At 54.9% G+C, this 18,494-nt stretch carries 18 protein-coding genes and 2 pseudogenes; 7 read left to right on the top strand and 13 right to left on the bottom strand.

Features of this window, described 5'->3' with window-relative positions:
* Nucleotides 1–193 (top strand): annotated as a pseudogene (locus H627_RS20475) (IS4-like element ISLho3 family transposase); the annotation flags it as partial.
* 45 nt (nt 194–238) lie between these two features.
* Here the strand turns inward: H627_RS20475 and H627_RS17450 are convergent.
* Both H627_RS17450 and H627_RS0107455 read right to left on the bottom strand, forming a co-directional pair.
* Nucleotides 239–574 carry a chorismate mutase gene (locus H627_RS17450; RefSeq protein ID WP_051225269.1) on the bottom strand — a complete coding sequence of 112 codons (336 nt, stop codon included), beginning with the start codon at nt 572–574 and terminating at the stop codon, nt 239–241.
* Between the two features lie 15 nt (nt 575–589).
* Nucleotides 590–1,282, bottom strand: coding sequence for an NAD-dependent protein deacylase (locus H627_RS0107455; protein WP_027828446.1), 693 nt, complete (start codon nt 1,280–1,282; stop codon nt 590–592).
* 105 nt (nt 1,283–1,387) lie between these two features.
* On the opposite strand from H627_RS0107455, the gene H627_RS20045 reads away from it, so the two are divergent.
* A complete protein-coding gene (locus H627_RS20045) occupies nt 1,388–1,531 on the top strand; it encodes a hypothetical protein (RefSeq protein ID WP_155827901.1) in 144 nt (47 codons plus the stop codon).
* On the opposite strand, the gene H627_RS0107445 is transcribed toward H627_RS20045, so the two are convergent.
* Nucleotides 1,528–2,496, bottom strand: a complete 969-nt coding sequence (locus H627_RS0107445; RefSeq protein WP_035440225.1) for a hypothetical protein — start codon at nt 2,494–2,496, stop codon at nt 1,528–1,530. The genes H627_RS20045 and H627_RS0107445 overlap by 4 nt on opposite strands.
* 110 nt (nt 2,497–2,606) lie before the next feature.
* On the opposite strand from H627_RS0107445, the gene H627_RS0107440 reads away from it, so the two are divergent.
* Together H627_RS0107440 and H627_RS0107435 are read left to right on the top strand one after the other, a co-directional pair.
* Nucleotides 2,607–3,116, top strand: a complete 510-nt coding sequence (locus tag H627_RS0107440; RefSeq protein ID WP_027828444.1) for a YbhB/YbcL family Raf kinase inhibitor-like protein — start codon at nt 2,607–2,609, stop codon at nt 3,114–3,116.
* Nucleotides 3,117–3,173: 57 nt separating this feature from the next.
* Nucleotides 3,174–3,734, top strand: coding sequence for a dihydrofolate reductase family protein (locus H627_RS0107435; protein ID WP_027828443.1), 561 nt, complete (start codon nt 3,174–3,176; stop codon nt 3,732–3,734).
* A 53-nt stretch (nt 3,735–3,787) separates the two neighbouring features.
* Here H627_RS0107435 and H627_RS0107430 read toward each other — a convergent pair whose 3' ends face one another.
* Nucleotides 3,788–4,222, bottom strand: coding sequence for a MarR family winged helix-turn-helix transcriptional regulator (locus H627_RS0107430; protein WP_035440223.1), 435 nt, complete (start codon nt 4,220–4,222; stop codon nt 3,788–3,790).
* A gap of 41 nt (nt 4,223–4,263) precedes the next feature.
* A complete protein-coding gene (locus tag H627_RS0107425) occupies nt 4,264–4,947 on the bottom strand; it encodes a hypothetical protein (RefSeq protein ID WP_027828441.1) in 684 nt (227 codons plus the stop codon).
* A 210-nt stretch (nt 4,948–5,157) separates the two neighbouring features.
* On the opposite strand from H627_RS0107425, the pseudogene H627_RS17445 reads away from it, so the two are divergent.
* Nucleotides 5,158–5,631: pseudogene (locus H627_RS17445) on the top strand (NADPH-dependent FMN reductase); the annotation flags it as partial.
* A gap of 52 nt (nt 5,632–5,683) precedes the next feature.
* Here the strand turns inward: H627_RS17445 and ppx are convergent.
* The 4 genes from ppx to H627_RS17440 all read right to left on the bottom strand — a co-directional run bounded on the left by ppx (nt 5,684) and on the right by H627_RS17440 (nt 12,742).
* The gene (ppx, locus tag H627_RS0107415) at nt 5,684–6,610 is read right to left on the bottom strand and encodes an exopolyphosphatase (protein WP_027828440.1); all 927 of its coding nucleotides are present in this window, start codon (nt 6,608–6,610) and stop codon (nt 5,684–5,686) included.
* On the bottom strand, nt 6,611–8,776 hold the full coding sequence (locus H627_RS0107410) for an RNA degradosome polyphosphate kinase (RefSeq protein ID WP_027828439.1): 2,166 nt from the start codon (nt 8,774–8,776) through the stop codon (nt 6,611–6,613).
* Nucleotides 8,757–10,304, bottom strand: coding sequence for a Ppx/GppA phosphatase family protein (locus H627_RS0107405; RefSeq protein ID WP_035440221.1), 1,548 nt, complete (start codon nt 10,302–10,304; stop codon nt 8,757–8,759). Before H627_RS0107405 ends, H627_RS0107410 begins: the two co-directional genes overlap by 20 nt.
* Nucleotides 10,305–10,396: 92 nt before the next feature.
* Nucleotides 10,397–12,742 (bottom strand): glycoside hydrolase family 3 C-terminal domain-containing protein, encoded by a 2,346-nt coding sequence (locus H627_RS17440; protein ID WP_051225268.1) that lies wholly within the window; start codon nt 12,740–12,742, stop codon nt 10,397–10,399.
* A 98-nt stretch (nt 12,743–12,840) separates the two neighbouring features.
* Between H627_RS17440 and H627_RS0107395 the strand changes: the two genes are divergently transcribed.
* Both H627_RS0107395 and H627_RS0107390 read left to right on the top strand, forming a co-directional pair.
* A complete protein-coding gene (locus tag H627_RS0107395) occupies nt 12,841–13,914 on the top strand; it encodes a hypothetical protein (protein ID WP_027828437.1) in 1,074 nt (357 codons plus the stop codon).
* An 88-nt stretch (nt 13,915–14,002) separates the two neighbouring features.
* The gene (locus H627_RS0107390) at nt 14,003–14,920 is read left to right on the top strand and encodes an aldo/keto reductase (protein ID WP_027828436.1); all 918 of its coding nucleotides are present in this window, start codon (nt 14,003–14,005) and stop codon (nt 14,918–14,920) included.
* 440 nt (nt 14,921–15,360) lie between these two features.
* Here H627_RS0107390 and H627_RS17435 read toward each other — a convergent pair whose 3' ends face one another.
* The 4 genes from H627_RS17435 to H627_RS0107365 all read right to left on the bottom strand — a co-directional run bounded on the left by H627_RS17435 (nt 15,361) and on the right by H627_RS0107365 (nt 18,255).
* On the bottom strand, nt 15,361–16,158 hold the full coding sequence (locus tag H627_RS17435) for a Fic family protein (protein ID WP_051225267.1): 798 nt from the start codon (nt 16,156–16,158) through the stop codon (nt 15,361–15,363).
* A gap of 8 nt (nt 16,159–16,166) precedes the next feature.
* Nucleotides 16,167–16,847, bottom strand: a complete 681-nt coding sequence (locus H627_RS0107375; RefSeq protein WP_027828434.1) for a Fic family protein — start codon at nt 16,845–16,847, stop codon at nt 16,167–16,169.
* 6 nt (nt 16,848–16,853) lie between these two features.
* Nucleotides 16,854–17,573, bottom strand: coding sequence for a TPM domain-containing protein (locus H627_RS0107370; protein WP_027828433.1), 720 nt, complete (start codon nt 17,571–17,573; stop codon nt 16,854–16,856).
* 64 nt (nt 17,574–17,637) lie between these two features.
* A complete protein-coding gene (locus tag H627_RS0107365) occupies nt 17,638–18,255 on the bottom strand; it encodes a LemA family protein (protein ID WP_051225266.1) in 618 nt (205 codons plus the stop codon).
* Nucleotides 18,256–18,494 lie beyond the last annotated feature (239 nt).

Below are 18,494 nucleotides of genomic sequence, written 5' to 3'. Positions count from 1 at the left end.
TGGCGATCTGTTTTACGAGATGAATGAAGTCATGCCAGACATTGCAGTAACGCAAGCACTGGCATGGCTTCTGAAGGCACTATCCACACTGGGAGCCACTTTAGTGGGCACGGCAGAGGAAGTAATAAATAACATCGTTGACCATTTTGTCAGTTTTCTTCCGAAGAATCTTGTCGACCTATTGGGACTCTGACAAAAACAAGATCATTCCCGCCGCCATCTCACAATTACCAAGGCATCAGTGCACTTTCGGGCTTTCAAGTTTCAGGTCTTGATCCTGCAAACCCTTGATTACTTGGGCTTGGTACTGCTTCGAAATCAGAAAAATATCCTGATACAGTTCCCGCAAATACCGGGCGTGAACCGGGTCCGTGACGGATTTGCTCAGCTTGTCTAAAATAATCTGTTCCCGGCCCCGATTTGTCAGCGATAGCTGCGCGGCGTGTTTGACCTGCGCGATCTGCTCGGCCACTGCCAACCGTTTTTCCAGCAGCGGTACGATCTGCGTGTCCAACGCGTTGATCTGATCGCGCAATGCACTCAGCTGCTGTTGCATTTCATTTTCTTTAGTCATCCAGCGGACCCTTTCTTAGGCATGTAGTTTTTCAAAAACAGACAGGGCATCGGCTTGAATCATATGAATGTCATCGCCGGCCGCAATATTTTCCTTGTTCACAGCCACCAAAACAGCATCCGGACGAGCATATTGAATCAAACCGGCGAAGGGATAAACTCGGAAGCTCGTGCCGACAACAACGATCAAATCGGCGGATTGCACGGCTTGGACGGCGTTGATCAAGGTTTGCTGGTTGATGCCCTCCCCGTACAGCACAATATCCGGCCGGAGAATACCGTCATCGGTTTGATGATGCATATCCTTTAAGTAATCCTGCCAGGGCACCTGCTTGCCGCATTTTTGACAATGGACCTTGTACAGCGTCCCGTGGAATTGCACCACGTGCTTGGCCCCAGCCTTGATATCCAGATTGTCCACGTTCTGGGTAACGATCGTGCCCTTTTCATTAGAAATCTCGGCCATTTTCTCATGGATGACATTGGGTTTGGCATCCGGATAATACATCCGATTCTTGACGAAGTCATAGAAACTCTCGGGGTGGTCCCGCAGATTTTCAGCACTGAGCAGGTACTCTGGATCGGCGCTGTTGGCATACAGACCGCCCTTGGACCGATAGTCGGGGATCCCTGAATGGGTGGACACCCCGGCCCCGGTCATGAATGTAATATTATGAGCGGTATCAATGGCTTTTTGTAGGTCAAACATTGTCATTTTCCTTTCTCTAAGCGTTATAATTGAAATAAGAACAGCGCACGTTGGTCTGGCTCCGCAAGGGAACTATACAGCCGCGCCGGAAAGGAGCGTCAGCCCATGTCACAGAAAGTAACCTACACGCTTTCTTACCTCTTTATGATCCTTGTGCTCTTATTTTTCATTGTTGTGGCGTACCACATGGGAGTGTTATTGTACCGGACACTGCCCAATGTCTTTATCGGCAACTTCGGCGGCCGTTAATTACGCAGCGCATAGCCGATTTGGAATTGTTTCAGGATGTCGGCGGCTTTTTGATCATAGATCTTCAACGCAGCATCCTGGCTCAGTTCTTTCAAAGGCAGGGCAAAGGCCATCTGGCGATCACTTTTTCCGATCGCGAGAAAGGCCTTTTCTTTTGTCTCCCGATTCAGATAATCGGTGTGCAGAATGTCGAAGACTTGACGGAATTCCAGCTTGGTCTGGCGTTCGCTCAGGACCGGCGACAGGGCCACGAATTGGTCGTGGGGCATCGGCATGTAGCCCAGTTCATCCAGCATCGCGTCGAAGTCTCGGAAGGTCTTGACGATCGCCCGGCGCAGGGCAAATGGCGAATCAATCACCTTGGCGGTCATCGTCGCGTACAGCCGCTGAGCATACTTGAACGCTTCGGGGTACATCTGCAGCCATTCGGCTGGGAGACTGTCTTCGTGGTCAGCAAAGAAGGCCAGGCCGTCGAGCAGGGTCAGGACCCGATAGAAGAAACGCGGATCATCCCCTTGATCGGCGTTCGGCTCTTCAGCCGGCACCACGTCACTGATACCGCGGATGAAGGCTTGTTCGGTCTCTTTGGTGATGATCCCGTTACGGCGCTGTTCCGCGCCGATGATCAGGTGGCTGGCACTGTTATAAATCGCCACGCCGGTGGCCGCGATTTGGTCATCCAAATGGGGATCGCTGGTGGTGACCGGCAGGCCCATGGCCGGGAAGCCCTTCAGGTACATTTCCAGGTGCAGCAATTCATGGGATATGGTGTAATTCAAATCAGTTTGATCGTATACGTGGAGGATCATCGAACCGTCTTTTTGCATTTCCTGCTGGGCGGCATCATGGCTGATCCGGCCGCTGGCCTGGTCGTCCACTTGGATGGTGATTTGGGCCGGAAAGTGCTCGCGAATGTTCTTCAGGAGTTCTTGGACCGGTTGGCTTAATTCAGGGTCTGTATTCATGCTGACAATACCTCATTTCTAGGATAAAAGCGTTCTACATATATCTTACCACGGACCGGCCGGGGAATAGTGGGAATGGTATACTGGAGGGGAAAGGAGTTGTTGCTTCAATGGAAATTACATTGCCTTGGTCTGGTGCGGAAATGCCGGACAAGTACGCAAAATACGCCCCGCAAGAGAATACTCGGGACGGTTTTCCAATTGTTTCATTCCCCTTTGACATTAAAGATGCCCCGGTGGATACGCAATACTTTGCGTGGTCCCTGCTGGACTACGACGCAGTCCCGGTGGGCGGGTTCATCTGGATCCACTGGGTCGCGGCGAATCTGCCGGCGGATGTGATGCAGATTCCGGAAAACGCCAGTCAAAGCGGCGCCCTGGATTTCATTCAAGGCCGCAACGCCAATGCCGGCGCGATGGTGCATAATCAGGATCCGCTGATCAATCAGCACTACGTCGGTCCGCAGCCGCCGGATAAGACCCACGACTACACCTTGACGTTGTATGCGCTGGATTCTGCTCTGCCGCTGAAACAAGGTTTCTGGTATAACGATTTCCGCCGGGCGCTGCGCAATCGTGTTTTGGCCACGGCCCAGGTCGAAATTCCTGCTCGGTCGTAACACAGTGAAGCGCTTTCGTGCTACAATTGAATTGTAGTTTAGAAGGGATGGATGACAATGACAAAGGAACAAGATAAGGTACCAAAACGACGCGTCATTCTACAGATCGCCCAGAGTTTGGACGGCTTCATTGCGGAACGCAACGGCAGCACGGAATGGCTCACGAAACTAGATTCCACGGAAGCCGAAAGCGCCTATCAGCGCTTCTACGGCTCGATCGATACCGTGATCATGGGCCGCAAGACCTATCAACGGGCATTGAAGCTGGCCGGCAGCTATCCTTACTCAGATAAAAAAGGCTACGTCTTCTCCACGTCGCTGCACGATACCGATGATCCCACCACCGTCGTGGCCGGGAACGTGGTGCAGTTCGTTGAGTCGTTGAAAGCCGAAAAGGGCGACGACATCTGGCTGGTTGGCGGGGCTGACATTTTCACCACCCTGCTCCAAGCCGGGTTGATTGACGAAATTATTGTGACCATTGCTCCGGTCTTGTTGGGCGATGGCATCTCCCTGGTCAGCCACGATTTGCCGGATGTGGCGCTGAAATTGCAAAACGGCCGGCAGCTTGGTCAGTTCATCCAGCTGACTTATAGTATGGGTAACGCGAAAGGCTAAACATGAGTCGTAAAAATAAAGCACGGCGCCGGGAAAAATCCGGTGCCGTGCTTTTAATTTACCTGCGCCAGCAACTCCGCAATCTGTTGCAGGCTCCGCAGCATGACCGTTTGCTGATCGCTGGGTACGTTGGCCAGAACCGCATGGATCTTGGCGGCCCGGACGGCAGTAATGCGGTCGTAGAGGGATTGTCCGGTAGCAGTGAGGATGACCGTGCGGGCGCGGCGGTCATCTGCAGCTGCCTCGGTTTGAATCAGGCCTTGCTTTTCGAACTTGGTCAGCTGACGGCTGGTGGAGGAGTGGGTCTTACCAAGCTGGCTGGCAAGCTCCCCCACCCGGACGTGGGGCTGCAGGCCGACGCGGACGATAATTGGCAATAAATTCGGGTCCCGGGGGGCATTGGCGGCCGCCAGGATATGTTCATCATTGGCGGGTTGATTGAAGAATGTGACGATCTGCAATAGTGCAGTAAAAATTTCATTTTCCATAAATCCTATTATACCCATATCCGTGCAAACCGCACGGATAATCAGAACTCAATCGTCACACCGTCCTGCGTCCCGTCGCTATGGATCGTCAGGGGTCCAGGGAACGTCTCTTCAAAGGCCTGCCCACCGTGGGCATCAACCGCGGCCGTGGCGACATACCAAAGCATCCGTGGTAAGCCGTCGATTACCTGGGCAATTTTAGTCAGCTCGGGCAGCTTGAACGGCATGGGCGACTTAATACGGTCAGGATTCGTCAGTTTTTCCTTAGCCTCGTCAATCTGATCGATGGCCGCGATGAGCGTCGCCAATTGGCTGTACTGGGCCGACGGCAGGACCAGCCGGTAGTGATCATCTAGACGAATATGCGCCGCCAACAGGACACTGGCTAATTCCGGGTAATTATCCATGGTGATCATCATCGGCGTTTCCGGCGCCCACGGCCAAGGCAGATGGATGGCCTGGGCCAAGAGAACGGGAAAGAAGCCCACGTCGGAAACCGTCTTAGCTTGGGCTTTTGTTTTGGTGGTAAACCAGTCACTGATCTTGGGGTAGTCGCTTTGCGAAAAGAGCCAAACCTCCTGCCCGTTGATTCTGACGATCTTATCTGGTTTGAAATGTCTCAACTCATCATCGGACATGTCCTCAACCTCTAGCCCAAACTGATGCGTTTGGTCTAAGACGTGGAGATGAAAACTGCGCAAATGCGCCGACATCGGAAAAGACATGAGTCAACGCCCCTTTCGCTTGCATTATTGGCCAATCAGCGTTACCTTAATAGGTGCAAATTGCACCTATTAAGAAAGAAGGAATTTCTTGTGCCAAAAATTACCATACCCAAAATTGGTTTGATTCTCGGTACCAACCGGCCCCGCCGAATCGGCGGCACCATCGCTGAATGAACACAAAACCATCTTACCAGCCCAGCGTTCGAAACGGAACTCATCGATTTGGAAAAAGTGGGATTGCCCTTTCTGGACGAACCCGATATTCCAGCCCATGGTCACTATACTCAGGCGCACACCCAAGCTTGGAGTGCCACCATTCAACAGTACGCCGGGTTCGTTTTGCTCTTCCCTCAATACAATTGGGGCTACCCCGCTGTACTCAAAAACGCGCTGGATTATCTGTACGCCGAATGGGCCCACAAGCCGGTGGCGACCATTGTTTACGGCAACCACGGCGGCATGCAGGCCCAATTGGCCATGCGCTTCGTGATCAGCGGGCTGCACATGATCCCGCTGGCGGTGAATCCGGAATTGGTGACGAATGACAGCATGTTGAATGACGCTGGCGACTTCATCGATGTGGATCAGGCACTGGCGCCTTCCGCCGGTGATATGCACTTGCTGACGACAGATTTCGAAAATTTCTTCACTGCGCGTAAGCCCGCATCGTCAGCAACCCACTAACCATGGATACAAAAGATGCACCCAGCCGATTCGGGCGGGTGCATCTTTGGCATTACAGCTGCAATTCTTGCAACCGCTCGTACAGCACGCCTTCCCGCAGACCGCTCTGGGAAAAGGTGATGCGGTCGGAATCTAAGAACCGCATGAGCTTGACGATGGGCACCATGCCGCCGACGATGATATCGGCCCGGTCTTTGCTCAATCCGGGGATTTCTTTCCGCTCTTCCAAATCAGCTCCGATGACGTTGCTGAACACGCGATTCACTTGGTCGGTACTCATCCGGAAACCGTGGATCTTTTCAAAATGCGGCGTCTTGTCTGCCCGCCGTTCGATCTTGGCCAATGTTCGGTTGGAACCGCCCAGGGCAATAATCGGCAGGTTCTTTGCCTTGTCCAGCCACCAGATCTCATTGTACAGCCGGTCCATGGCGGTGGTCATCTTGAACAGTGCTGGGGCGGTGATGTGCTCCGGGTCCAGATAACTTTCTGTCAGACTCACCGAACCCATGGGAATACTGATCAGATTCTGGACATGGCGTTGAATCATGAAGATCAATTCGATACTCGCCCCGCCAGTGTCCATGATGACGGCATTGACCACCGGCAAAGTATTAGTGACGCCCAAGTAGTCATAGTAGGCCTCCTGCTCGCCGCTGATCACTTTCACGGTGACGCCGGTTTCCTTCGTCAGCCGAGTCAAAAAGTCGGACTGGTTCTTGGCTTGGCGGGTCGCCGCCGTCGCCATCGCCTTGAGGTGCACATTGGGCAGCTTGCGGAAAGTGGCCGCAAACTTTTTCACTGCTTCAATCGTGCGGGCCATGGCTTCTTCTTGGAGAATCTTTTCTGGGCCCATCCCTTCGGACAGGCGGACCATTTCTTTCTCCTCGGCCACCACTTTGGTCGTCCGATCATCTTGAATCTCAGTGATCGTCATGCGCACCGAGTTGGAGCCCAGGTCAATCACAGCTAGATTTTCCATCTAATCCTTCTTTCCTGAATCGTCATCCTTGCTTGGATCACTCATCAATGGAATGAACTGGCGAGGCGACTCATCGTCCACCCGTTTCTTCTCGGTTTCGAGTTCTGGCCAAAGCGTATCGGCAATGGATTGCGCGTGGGCCAGCAGGTATTCCTGGGCGTTGAGCCGGGGCAGGCCGCGGCCGTCCACGTGGGTCCACGTGCCGTCGTTGTGCAGGACCCGGGTCTTCACCGTGTCGTCCCATAGAATGTTATAAATGTTGATGGCTTGCTGACGCACCGCGTCCACCAGCAGCGGGAAGAGCAGTTCGACCCGGCGGGACAGATTGCGGTTCATCAAGTCGGCGCTGGACAGGAAGACATGCTCTTCTCCATCGGCGTAGAAATAGTAGATCCGGCTGTGCTCCAGGAAGCGGCCAACGATGGAATGCACCGTGATATTGTCGCTGATTCCCGGGATGCCGGGCCGCAGGTTGCAAATGCCGCGGACCAGCAGATGAACCTCGACCCCCGCGGCGCTGGCTTCGTACAGCTTCTCAATCATATCTGTATCAGACAAAGAATTCATCTTCATTTGAATGAAGGCTTTCTTCCCTGCCCGGGCATTGGCGATTTCGTCATCGATCTGCTCGTGCAAGAACTTGCGGATACCAATGGGGGCAATCACCAGCTTGTGGAAATATGGCGGCTCAGAGAAGCCGGAGAGCATGTTGAAGATGTTCGACGCGTCCAGACCCATGTCCACGTCGGCCGTGAACAGACCCATGTCAGTGTACAGCCGAGCGGTCACGTCGTTGTAGTTCCCGGTACCCATGTGCATGTACCGGCGAATGCCGTTTTCTTCCTGCCGAATGATCAAGGTCAGCTTACAGTGGGTCTTCAAGCCAACCAGACCATAGATTACGTGACACCCGGCCCGTTCCAGCTCGTTAGCCCAGTGCACGTTATTCTCTTCATCGAAGCGGGCCTTGAGTTCCACCAGCACGGTGACCTGCTTGCCGTTTTGCGCCGCCTGCTTCAGATAGGTAATGATTGGGGAATGGGACGATACCCGGTAGAGGGTCATCTTAATGGCCAGTGTCTGGGGATCTTCGGCCGCCTGCTTAATGAAGTTGACCACCGGCGCGAAGGAATCGTAGGGGTGGTGAACAAAAATATCATGCTGGGCGATCAGAGAGAACATACTGTGTTCAGTCAACGGTGCCGGCTCGTAGGGGGTGAAGCTCGGGAAAAGCAGATCCCGGTGCCCGCTGATGGCCTTGATCAATTGGCCGAGGAACTTCAGGTTGATCGGCCCATTGACCGGATAAATACTATCCGGAGTCAAGTTCAATTCCTTGGTCAGCCGCTTCACCAGCCGGTCGTCCATGTCGGCATCGATCTCGATGCGCATCACGCCGCCCCGCTCGCGTTTCTTCAGCTGCTTCTCGATTTCTTTCATTAAATCGGAGGCATCCTCTTCTTCCACGTCCAGATCCATGTCCCGGGTCAGGCGGAACAGGCCCATGGCCTTGATGCTGAAGCCGACGAAGAGTTCATCCATATAATGCTTGATGACTTCTTCCAGCAGAATGAAGACATTGTCGCCGCCGGGGAGTTTGACCACCCGGGGAAAGACATCCGGTACCTGCATCAGCGCAAAGGATTTGTCCTTCTTGCTGTTCTTCTTGGCCAGGCGCAGCGCGATGTTCAGCGTGTTATTGGCGATGAAGGGGAACGGCCGGGACACGTCCACGGCTAACGGGGTCAGGACCGGCATCACGGTTTGGTGGAAATAGTTATCCACGAAGTCAACTTGGGCCGGACGCATGTCTGCAAAGTGCAGCAGGTGAATATCGGCTTCGGCCAATTTCGGCAGCAGCGACCGGTTCAAAGTGGTGTACTGTTTCTCCACCATCGCATGGGTCTTTTCGCTGATCCCGGCCAATTGCGCTTGGGGCGTTAAGCCCGCGGCATCCGTCCCAGTGTACCCCACCCGCACCATCTTGTGCAGGGAGGCCACCCGGATATTGAAGAACTCATCCAGATTGCTTTGGGTGATGGCTAAGAAGCGCACCCGCTCCAGTAAAGGGTTATCCTTATCCCGCGACTCTTCCAAGACTCGGGAATTGAAGTCGAGCCACGATAATTCACGATTAAAGAAATACTCAGGCTTTGCCAAGTCCATATTGACCTTTTCCTTTCAATTCTGCTGTAATCCCGTACACTTCGGCGAAGAAATCCGCCCGGTTGGCAAAGGACCATTTTTCCAATTCAATATCATCCGTGCTGGTGGCGGTGATCTGGACCGTTGTTGGTTTCACCGACACCGCGATCTTACTGATTTTCTGCTGCCGCGACACATCCATGGCATCGGCCAGACGCAGTAGCGCCGCGAGTTTGGCGACCACCATGCGCTTGGTATTGGGCAGCGGCGACTCTTGCAGCTCCTCAATACTCGGCGAATCGGTGCTGTGGAAGCGGGTGATCGTGCCGACCATTTGCTGTTCCTCGGTGGACAAGCCCAGGATCTCAGAGGCTTGAATGAGATAATCCGAGTGGCGGTAATGCTCGTGGACGTCCACGAAACTGCCGATGTCGTTCAGCGTCGCGGCAATTTCCAACAATAACCGCTCCCGCTTGTCCAGTCCGTGGAGCTTGCGCAGCCGGTCAAACAATTGCAGGGCAAAGGTTGTGACCTGCTTGCGGTGGGCGGTGTCGACCTGGTACCGATCAGATAAGGCCAGGGCGGAGCGGATGATCTGCTCTTCCGGCTTGATCAGCAGTTTGGCATTGCTTTGGCGCAGCGCATAAATCACCGCCAGCCCGTCGACTAATTTCAGATTGGTAATGTCCAACTGAGTGGTATGGAAAAACTCCTGCATTTGATGCACTAATAACAATACCGGTTGGACCTGCGCCATGTCCGAATCGGCCAGTTGATAATGAGCCCGCAGATACTGATCGCTGCTGTGCACCACTTTACCATAGAAGTCGTTGAAATCGGCCACTTGCATCAGCGTGTTTCGTTTCCCCGCCGGCACCAGATGTTCCATAATCGATAGCGCCGAGCCCATGACGATCATGGTCGGATAATCCCCGTCCACCGGCAGCATCCGGGTGAAGTCCCGGATCTGGCTGTTGATGTAGTCCTGCAAGACCTCATCGTAATTCGGCACATGCCGCTTGACGTCCCGCATCACTTCAAAGACCCGAAGCGGCCCGAGTTTCAGCGTGCGGGAGAAAATAAACTGGCGGTCGCGGTAGAAGGTCAATTCCACACTGCCGGAAGAAATATCGACCAAAATCGCCGCCGTTTTAATAATTTCCTTGAAATTCGGCAAAAACGCGTCCGTCGCGAGATTTCGATACAATGATTCCTGACTCTGATTCACAAAAATAATATCGTGACCGGTCCGATCTTGGAGCTGTTCACGGACAAATTCGGCGTTGGCGGCTTCAGCGACGGAATGGGTGGCGACGACGTGCACCGCCTCGGCCCCGACCCCGGCGAACAGCAGCTTGGCCTGGTTCAGCACCTCGGTGACCCGATTGACCGTAGCTGGCTGGATCCGCTGGTTGGTGAAAATATCCTCCCCGATATCCACATCGGTCTGCGCGCTTTCCACCACGTGCATCTTTCGATCGACTGCGCGGATGAAGACCGCCTGGGCACCAATCACCACGAAGCCGATGATGCCTGTTCCTTTTGCCATGACGTTTGCTCCCTTCATGATTCCATAATCACCCCTATTATAGCGGAGATAGACAGGCCAAAAAAAGGCGCCGAAGCGTCTTTTTGGGCAAATCACCAGCGATGCCCAGTCACCAGGCCGGTATAGTGGCGGTTGGCCAAGGCGACCAGCCGATTGACCAAAGGTAACGGGAAGGACCCGCTGGATTGCTGGGCCAGGCGAATGATGGGCGTGTCGAGGAGAATTGTCTGCATAAAGCGGTCCTCGACACTTGTGGGCTGCGTCGTGCCGACCAGTTTCTTTTCGATGGCGTCGGTGACTTGACGCACCGCCCAGGATGTCCGGCTCATCTCCCGGGGGGTATTGTACGGCGTATACTCGCCGGGCTGCGGCGTACGTACCGGGGTGACCGTCAGGCCGCTCATCGCTGTGAAATCGGTCAGGCTGGGCAAGCCCTGGGGCTGGCGGTACCATGCCGGCACTTGGGTCGGCCGGGTACTGGCAGCGGCACCTTGGAGCGTGACGGGCAGTGTCGTAATGATATCGGCGGCCGCCGCACTGGTGGCGACGATGACGGTTCTCGTGCCAGTCGGTAAAACGTAGGCTTGCTGGGCATCGTCCCATTCGCTGAAAGCTTGGGCAGGCAATGCCAGCGTGATCGTCTTTTCCTCGCCTGGAGTCAACGCGACTTTGGCGAAGCTTTGCAGTGTCTTAAGCGGCGTCAACGCGGCGTCCGGGTCATTGCCCACATAGGCCTGGACCACTTCAGCACCGGCCCGGTCACCGGTGTTCTTAACAGTGGCGGTCACGCGGATGGTCCCCTGAGGGCTAATGCTGGCCTGGTCCAGGTGGACATTGGTGACGGCGAAGGTGGTATAACTCAGCCCGTAGCCGAACGGGAAACGGACCGGTACTTGGGCTTTATCGTAATACCGGTAGCCGACATAGACACTTTCCGCGTAACCCACCGACCCGTTGTTCTGGTTATACAGCGCACTGGACGGAACATCCCGGTAATGCAGCGGGTAGGTTTCGGCCAGTTTGCCGCTGGGCGTCGCGGTGCCGTAGAGCAGGTGCTGGGCGGCCGTGCCGACGCGTTCGCCGCCGAGATATAAGTTCAGCAGGCCTTGGACCTGGTCTGCCCAGGGCAGTTCAACCGGCGCCCCGGCGACCAGCAGCACGACGACCCGGGGATTGACCGCGGCAATCGCGGAGATCAAGTTGTTCTGGTCCTGGGGCAGCGCCATGGTTTGGCGATCGAAGCCTTCAGACTCGGCGGTGCGGGCAGCGGCCAGAGTTGCCGCTTGATCCGCACCGTTTTGATAAGTATAGGCAACGTGGGCGGCATCCAGGCCTTGAAGAATCGACACGGCTTCCGCGGCATTGATATGGGATGATCCAGCCCCTTGATAGCGGGTCGCGTCAGCCATCTCGCCCACCACCAGAATTCGATCGCTGGGCTGCAACGGTAAAATAGTGTGGTCGTTTTTCAACAAGACGGCGGCCTGTTCTTCAATGTGTTCGGCCAGCCGGGCATTCTCTCGGAGCAGCTGCGCCCGATCGCCGGTGAACGCCGGCCGTTGCTTCTGAGCCAGTTGAGCGATCTTCGCCACCGCTCGGGTCAAGGCTTCCGGTTTCAGCTGACCGGCCGCTAATCCGGCCAAGGCCTGCTGATCGAACATATGCTTATCGCCGGGCATTTCTAAATCGGTCCCCGCATTCAGCGCCTTAACTTTGTCATTCAGGGCGCCCCAATCCGTGATGACGGCACCCTTGAAGCCCCACTGCCGGCGCAGGACCGTACTCAATAGGTACGCATTATCGCTGGCATACGTCCCGTTGATCCGGTTGTAGGAACACATCACGCCCTCCGGCTGGGACTCAATCACGGCAATACGGAAGGCCTCCAGGTAGAGTTCATGCAAAGCAATCGGATCCACCAGGGAATCGGAGCGCAGACGATCATCCTCCTGGTTATTGGCGGCGAAATGTTTAAGGCACGCACCAACGCCCGCACCCTGAATGCCGTCGATCCACCCGGCAGCCAATTTCCCCGCCAGATGCGGATCCTCACTAAAATATTCGAAGTTCCGGCCGCACAGCGGGTTGCGCTTAATGTTCACCCCGGGCCCGAGGACCATATCAACGTGGAGCGAGCGGGCTTCTTGGCCGATGGCCTGACCCATTTTGACCACTAATGCCGGGTCCCAGGTACAGGCCAAGGCACTGCCGGTGGGAAAAGCGGTACTCGGCTCGCTGGCATTGATGCCTAAGTGGTCCCCGGCCCCCGGTTGAAACCGCAGCCCGTGGGGCCCATCGCTCATGCGGAAGCGCGGAATATTGGCGGCCGGAAATTCCTCGGTGCCCCAAAAATCAGCACCGGATGTGAGTTTGACTTGCTCGGCCGGTGTTAAACCATACGCGTTTGGTACTGGATATTCTTTTTTCTTACCTAACATGCCACATTCCCCCAGTTCGTTAGTTCCATTATACCGTGGGAATCCGCTTTCGTGATAAACTAGGCTTGATGTGGGAAGTAAACGCGGAGGTGAACGCGATGATCACGAAAATTGAACTGCGCCTGGCCGGCTTATTCGGTCCGCCGACTGTCTATCAGGCACGTATGACCGCCGGGGCGGTCACGGTCACGCTGGCCAACGAGACTGTTGAGGCCGAGCCGGCCGTGGGCCAGACGCTGACTGGCAGCGATGCCCGCCAGTGGCTGGCCCGGCTGGCTGCCCTGCATTTGCCGGATTGGGCCGACCGCTATACGCCGGAGCCGGGCCAGGTGGTCCCCGCTGGGACACAATGGACGTTGACTTTGAATCAGGATGACGGCGCCCAGCACGTCATGACCGGCGACAGCGTCTATCCGCAAAATTGGTCCGCCCTGGTGGACTTGCTGCGGCAGGCCGCACTGGCGCCCAACGGTCATTTACAACCGCCGGTGCGCTGGCAGTTTGATTTCGTCCGCTTCGCCGATTTGCATCTGCCCCAATTCCAAGGCGCAGGCGACATCCTCAGCCGCAGCACGATCTATCAAGAGACCATCCTGATCGACGCCGCCCAGCAAACTCTGTACGTGGCAACCCGCTACCCCGACCCCCAGCCCAGCCATACGGAAACTTACCAAAATGCCAGTCTGGTCACAGCGCTGATCCCGGCAGTGGCGGATGTCCTGGCGCCTTTGGGCAATCTGTCGACGATGCGGTTGGATACCACCGTGGACCCGGACACGGCGTTCGGTATTATCCTCACCTATCCGGAAAACGAGCAGATCGTGGTTCAGACCGACGCAGATGATCCAGCGATGCTCACTTTCTGGCATCAGCTCAAGCAATTGGTCACCACCGCCATCACGGCCGCCCAGCGGGAAAGTGCCAATGCCTGGCGTCAGCTGGGGCCGGCAGTGGCCGAGTATTATGTCGCGGTGACCTTCAACCACGGCGGCAAGCCGTACACCTACAAGACCGACATTCCCGATCTGGATATTGATGATCAGGTAGTCGTACCGGTGGGCGCCAATGGCCACACGCTGACCGGCACCGTGGTGGATCTCTGGGACGATGTGCCGCCGGATCTCGCGATTCCTGAATCCGTAATCAAAACCGTGGTCCGTCGGGCGGATTAGTTCTTTCTCCCACCGCTAAAATGTGCTAGGGTTAGGAAGTAACCGAATACAATGCGGCCACCGCCGCTTACCCTAGGAGTGGATATTTTTGCAATATGTCAATATTGGTCACAGCGGCCTGCGGGCCTCGGCCATTGGCCTAGGCCTGATGCGGGTCTCCAAGAAGAGTGACGCGGACGCGGCCCAACTGGTCGCCACCGCCATTGATCACGGCATTAATTTCTTTGATAACGCCGATGTTTACAGCCAGGGCAAAGCTGAAGAAAAATTCGGCGCGGCCTTGAAGATCGCGGCTGTTCCCCGGGAAAAACTGGTCATTCAAACCAAGGTTGGGATTACGGATAAACGCTACGATTTTTCGAAAGACCACATCATCGAAGCCGTCAACGGCTCACTGGAACGGATGGGCTTGGATTATGTCGATTCCTTGCTGCTGCACCGCCCAGATCCATTGATGGAGCCGGATGAAATCGCTGAAGCTTTCTTACAATTACTTAATCAGGGCAAGGTCCGGCAGTTCGGCGTATCGAACTTTAATCCAATGCAGGTGGCACTGGTGCAGCAGGCCGTGCCGATGAAGCTCATTGCCAACCAGTTGCAGCTGAGCATCATGCACACCGGCATGATCGATTACGGGATGCATACCAATATGACCGATCCCCGCAGCGTGGACCACGATGGCGGCATTCTGGAATACAGCCGACTGCACGACATGACGATTCAAGCCTGGTCGCCTTACCAGTACGGCTTCTTCGAGGGTGTCTTCATTGATAACCCGAAGTTCCCGAAGCTGAACGACAAGCTGCATGAATTGGCGGCGAAGTACGGCAGCAACGTTAATGCCTTGGCCGCCGCTTGGATTCTGCGGATTCCGGCGAATATGCAGGTCATTGCCGGGACGATGAATCCGGAACGGTTGGCGGAGATTGCTGATATTGATCGGATTAAGCTGACGAAACAGGAATGGTACGATATTTACTTTGCGGCGGGTAATGATTTGCCCTAAGCGTTGAGAAATTTGAGGATGCCAGGAGATGGCATCCTTTTTGATTCCAACAAGTTGCGGGACGATGTATAATCAGGGGGCAGAAAGCGGTTTCCGGCAGCTGAACGAAGGAGGCTGAATCATGTCTCAGAAGGTTCACAACGGTAAGAAATTTGGCAATTTATCCTTGCCCTTGGGTTTCATCGCGTTGGATTTGTACTTGCTCTTTCTGAAGGGCGTCAGCAATCCTCTCCAAGTGACATTGATTTGGGTTAGTCTCATTATATTCGTCCTTATCGCTGTTACACCAATCCGCAAGCCCAGTCGGCAATCATAGATTTCTAGTAGTCAAGGTAATGTATGCTGTTGATTTCACTATGACCAGTTAGAATTTGAGGGACCAAGAAAAACACCCCTACGTTTCGGGAGATTTCCGAAATGTAGGGGTGTTTTGGGGTGCGTCACTGGTCAGCGCTCTTATTGTTTCCATTTGCGACCACTGCGTTATTCGCGTACACCAGTACTCTCTTGACGTAAGCCGCAATCAATCGCTCAAACGGTTCTGGATCACCGCCGCGGGCAGTTTCCAGGGCGGCAATGTACGCATTTCTGTTGGCAGTATCGGGTAAAATGTTGATCACGGGATACCCTGCGTTGACCAAAACCAGATTCATCAACAGCCGCGAGGTGCGGCCGTTGCCGTCAATGAAGGGATGAATGGCGACGAAACGCTGATGCAGGTCAGCCGCAAAGATGATTGGTGAGGCAGTCTGCTGCGCCGAATCGGCCCACTGGAGTAAGGCATCCAGCTGCGGCCGAATCTCAAATGGCGCGGTATAAGGACGGTCTTCAGAACCATTGGGCCACACATCGATTGACCGGTACACCCCGGCCGCAGATTGTGGAATCGTCGTGTGGCGGGTCAGCAGGCGATTCAAGTCGCGCATGAGAGCATGCGTGATAACAACTGGCCGGTCGCCCTGTGCCAAGGCCATCATGTATACGTAGGCTTCATTCAAGTCAATTGCCTCAACCGTAGCAGTGTTTGCTGCATCGGCGGCCGTTATCCCAGAATTAAGAATGGTGGCCGTTTCGGCGCGGCTCAGCGGGCTGCCCTCAATGGCATTCGAAGACCAGACATGATCAATGCGCACGTTCTGGGCGAGACGCTGGCGCTGATCTGGCGAAAGCGGCTGGTGTTTGCTCAGTTTGTTTCTCAATTCTTTGATTTGGTTGAGTTCTGTATCTAAATTGGGCATTTACTCACCTAGTTTAAAGCCACGCCTTGAATCGCGTGGGCATATGTCCATTCTTTGATTGCCGTCATATCGGCACTTTGATAATACGCACTGATCAGTTCGTTCCACCGCGGCCAAAGATTCAAGGGCACGTTGATCAGCCCGGCACCATGGTCGATCATGAGCTTATTGGCCGCCAAGGTTGCAGTGCGCTTGTTGCCGTCCCAGAAAAGCTGCTGACGCATATTGTGATAGAGCAGCGTCAACGCTTTGTCGGTGGTACTGCGCTGGTCATCTTGCATCAAGTCAGTTAAAAAACGTGATTCCTGATTTGGATCAACGGCGGGCGGCGTAAAGTAATCGGCAGTACCGACATCGACCCCGCCCTGGCCGGTGCGTAGTTCGCCCGGCGCCAGAGAATCATGCAGAGCGACAATCGCGTTGATTTTCTTTTCGAACGCAAGCGTCAACGACGCGTCATCTTCAGTGATCAGCTGCCAGCCTTTTTTGAGCTGAACGATTACGTTAATGTCGTCAATCGATACCCCGTCAACGCCTAAGCCGTCCATAATGGTTTGAGTTTGCGGCAGTGTGGTATTGACGCCTTCGAAACGAGAATTTGTATGCACCAGATTAACAAAATTTTGGCGTGCGTACCGCCGATTCTGGTCTTTGGTCAGGTGATATTTATCTGGATAAGACGCTGGCAAATTTGTTCACTCCTTAGTCTTGTGCGGATCTTTATCCTCGTCTTTTTCCGTCTCATCATCGTCTTCATCCTCCGGGTGCTCATCCACCAAATGACTGCCCTGCCACCATGGCCGCAAGCGTCCGCTGGCATCGCGCCGCCGGCCGGGGAAGAGGAACAGCACGCCCATCACGGCCAGCACCATCAGCATCCCCTTGGGGGTAAACAAATTATCCCGATTGCCGTACACATAGTTCTGGATCTGCTTATCGCTCAGGGCGTCGGCGGCCTGCGGATAATGGTACAGTTTATTCATAACGGACTGCAGAGCCGTAATCATTTGGGCAAACCCCGCATTCAGGGCCGCGCTCTTGCGACTGCGCAGCTTGGGCGCGGCTTCCGTCAAGATACGGTCGGTAATGGCCTTCGTTAAGGTCGTACTGAGGGTATGGCTGGTCACGATCTGCGCCGCCGGCCGGCCGTTATTAGGCGCGTACAACACCGCTACGCGGTAAGTCCCGTCGGTTAAGTAATGCGCCCGGACAAATTTCTCAGTCTTGACCAAGGATTTGTCCCGGGGCACGGTCACGATGAGAATTTGCAGCTGCTTGGGCTGTTTCGCCAAAGCGGCATTCGTCTGCGTCAGCTGCTTCGCTGTCTGCGCGGTGACCACTTCCGCGGCATCCGCCACGCCGTTGGCCGGCCGCACGGTTGGCAAACTGGCGGCCTGTACGGGTCGCGCCAGCATGAATAAACCCCACAGCACCGCAAAGGCGGCGAGGACACTCCCCCACCGCCCTTGTCGTCGACGCTTATTTACTACTGCTGCTGGAATCATCCAGATCCACCTTAGGCGCCTTGTCCGCTCCAGTCTCAGCCTTGAAATAAGGCTTTTGGCCTTGGCCGGTCATGTTGGCAAACACATTCCGCGGGAAGGTCACCACACTGGTGTTATACGACTGGACCGCCGTGTTATAGCGCCGGCGTTCCACCGCGATCCGATTTTCAGTGCCCTCCAGCTCCGTCATCAAAGTCTTGACGTTGTTGTTGGATTCCAGTTGCGGATAGCTCTCGTGAATGGCCGAAATCAACGTGCCCACGGACTGGTCGATCTGGGCATTGGCCTTCATCTTATCCGAGGCCGAATTGGCCTTGGAATAATTGCTGCGTGCAGCCGCAATATCCCCGAAGACCTTCTGTTCCTGCTTCATGGATCCTTTCACCGCGCTGACCAAATTAGGAATCAAATCGGCCCGGCGCTGCATGACAGTCTCCACGTTGGCCCACTGGCTATCCACGGACTGACTTTGTTTGGCCAACCCGTTGTACGTGGAAATCCCAAAGATACCCAATACAACGATCACGGCCAAGACGATCAGCCACGGCAGATAACTGCGGCGCGGTTTGTTATCAGTACTCCCATTTTGCATCGCGTGTACTCCTCTTCTATATGTTCGTTAGGACCATTGTATCATGTTGGCCCAAACGGGCGTCCGTCGGAAGACGGAGGTTTTGCCCGCTGCCCAGGAAAAGGTTTGGCCGGGCAGTATTTTTTAGGACTGAGCAGCTTTTTTGGGTATTAATTAGCTTTTTACCAGTACTGAGCTTGACATCCCACTGCCCGTTCCCCAAACTGAATCATGAGACTATTCTCGTCTATATATCGCGG

This window comes from Schleiferilactobacillus harbinensis DSM 16991 (assembly GCF_000425885.1).
GTDB lineage: Bacteria > Bacillota > Bacilli > Lactobacillales > Lactobacillaceae > Schleiferilactobacillus > Schleiferilactobacillus harbinensis.
The sequence above is the reverse complement of the archived record's forward strand: the minus strand, read 5'-3'. Positions and strand labels throughout refer to the sequence as shown.